The organism is Acidithiobacillus sp. TH-A36 (assembly GCF_057473445.1).
The window spans coordinates 1-2328 of record NZ_JBYCKP010000612.1 but is presented as its reverse complement, the minus strand read 5'-3'; the positions used below and the strand labels follow the sequence as shown (position 1 = coordinate 2328).

At 55.2% G+C, this 2328-nt stretch carries 3 protein-coding genes; all 3 read right to left on the bottom strand.

The window, feature by feature from the left end; translation table 11 throughout:
- On the bottom strand, positions 1 to 874 hold an 874-nt coding region (locus AC2VLY_RS15370), incomplete at its 3' end, for an AMIN domain-containing protein (RefSeq protein WP_486922579.1).
- A gap of 135 nt (positions 875 to 1009) precedes the next feature.
- Positions 1010 to 1582 (bottom strand): pilus assembly protein PilP, encoded by a 573-nt coding sequence (locus AC2VLY_RS15365; RefSeq protein ID WP_486922577.1) that lies wholly within the window; start codon positions 1580 to 1582, stop codon positions 1010 to 1012.
- On the bottom strand, positions 1575 to 2222 hold the full coding sequence (locus tag AC2VLY_RS15360) for a type IV pilus inner membrane component PilO (RefSeq protein ID WP_486922576.1): 648 nt from the start codon (positions 2220 to 2222) through the stop codon (positions 1575 to 1577). The genes AC2VLY_RS15365 and AC2VLY_RS15360 overlap by 8 nt, the downstream gene beginning before the upstream one ends.
- Positions 2223 to 2328 lie beyond the last annotated feature (106 nt).

The window sequence follows — 2328 nt, the reverse complement described above, 5'->3', positions numbered from 1 at the left end:
CGATATTCTGATGGGTGAAATCGGCAATGACCTGCAGCACATCGCGCACGCTAATATCCTGAAAATCCATGCTCAGGCGCGGGCTGTCTTCGGGGTTCTGGACAGATTCTGCGGTTTTGTGCCGCACGACAATACGGGTCTGGTGCCCCAACTGATAGGCCGAGTAGGTATAGGGTCCATGCACCGTAAAAACCAGACGGGCGTTCCGACCCAGCGGATAGACTTCGACCGATTGTACGGGGGTACCGAACTGGGTGACACCAAAAAGATGCCGGTAGCTGGCAGGCACGGCTGTATGCTTGAGGACCACGATGAGATGACCCGCTTCCCGGGTGACATTCATCGCCGGCTGCGGGCCGGAAAGGGATAAGGCCAGAATGCCGCCGCCCTGTTTGCCGCGATGGAAATGCAGGTTATTAATGGCTGTCCCGGCAGCCGTGACCGGAGCAGGCGCTGCGACAGGACCGGTAGTAACCGCTGGGCTGGATACTGCCGTTGCCCCTGAACTTGCCACTGGAGCATGAGCCGCTGGCGGTGTGGTGTGACCGACAAACGCCAAGAGATACCCGCCCATCACCGGTTCCACCCTAATCGGTTCCGGGGATTTTAGCAGCAGGTCCAGGCGGGCATTGTGACCATGATTTTCGGCCAGCACATTTTCGACGACGCCATGCCCCATGACGGTACCCAGGGAAGGCGAAAAATGCGCGTTCTTAAAATCGATTTTCACGAGATATCCGCCATTCAGGACCTGCACATTGTAGGCAGGCCGGGCATTTCCGTGAATCAGGAAAGCCGTACCCTGTGCATCATGCATGGGCGTCATGCTGCGCAGATCGGTCTGCGCCCAGGCGGAACCAGTACTGAAGTACATCAAGGCGCCCAACACAGCGACAGAGAGACGGCAACTGGGCATACGGCGACCAGATAGACAGCACGAGTTGGGTAGAACAGAACGGGATACTGGATTAAACATACTCAAAAACTCCTTATAATGCGCCATCCGCACTCATGCACCATCCTGCATGTGCAGAACCGTGACCCGGCGCTGATACTTCCCGAAAATATTGCGCACGTATTGCGTGACCGTGATGCTGGAATGGCCGTTTTGATGATGCATGGCCGTTATCCGGCCATCGTGGGTCCCTACGGCGCTGCCCAACGTGGCGCGATAGACCCGATGTTTAGGGGTTTGCAAAATCGCCCACAAGTGACCCTGGGTGGTACGCACCATGCCGGTGAGATGCAGACTGGACAGGGGGTACTTTTCCAGGGGCTGAACAGGGCCATGCTGTACGGGCGCGGGATGAACCCCCTGCTGTTCCGCTTCTGCCCGGAGCAACGATTCGGAAAAACTGGTAAACGGATCCAGATGCGCCGGATTTTGATACACCAAGGGTTTCCAGAGGGGTGTCTTGGGCAGCGGTGGAATCGACACGGTGGTTTTCGGCACATGCTGCACAAATTGATGCAGGGACTGCATGCTTTCCGTCTGCTGGGAACAACCCGACAAGAGACACACGCTCGCCCATACCAGCGCGGTAGGAATCCATACATAGATAGAGGCACCCCGTTTATCCATTTTTCACGTTTCCTTTATGGCGGGGTGATTGACGCTTCAGATACCGATAAGTCGTTGCGGTGCATTGCATGGTCAGCTTTTGTTTGGATAACGCCCGCGCCGCCAGAGATTTTCCCGTATAGGGAACCCGCGTAATGTTCAGGTCATGAAAAACGACGATGCGTGACAGGGCGTTTACCGCCGCCACAAAGCGGCCCAACTGTCCATAAGTACCGGTTACGGTGAGCTTGACCGGAATTTCCTGGTAGAAACGCTGATTGATGCGGTGAAGTGGCTGAAACAATTCAAAATTCAGACCCCGGCTGCGTCCCGCCAAAGTGATATTGTCTAACAGCGAGGGGATTTGCGTCCGATCTGGAAGCTGTGTCAGAAACCGTTGAAAACGGCGATCCATGACCTTGATTTGCGTTTGATAGGCAGGCAACACCTGAGCCACACGCTGTTCCTGACGAATTTGAGTTTTCAGGTGCTGCGTCTGGACCGTCAGGTCATGTATCCGGTGCATTTCGGGCAGGACAAATTCCAGCCAAAACACCACACCCATTACCGCAATCAGTACAGCCAGGGCTATCGCCTTGGTTTGGATAGGCCACTGGAGAATATCTTCCCATTGAAGATGCCGAATATCGTCTAAGGTCATGGCTGAGGATCCTTTTTCCCGGTAACAGAGGGGCTTCGCCAGCGCATATGCAGGGTGAAACGGTTGACCGGTTCATGCCCTAACTGGAACCGACTGATGATGTTTA

What these genes read in the sequence shown, in the direction of transcription:
- AC2VLY_RS15365 (WP_486922577.1), bottom strand. Translation starts at nt 1,582, where the DNA reads ATGGATAAACGGGGTGCCTCTATCTATGTATGGATTCCTACCGCGCTG.
- AC2VLY_RS15360 (WP_486922576.1), bottom strand. Translation starts at nt 2,222, where the DNA reads ATGACCTTAGACGATATTCGGCATCTTCAATGGGAAGATATTCTCCAG.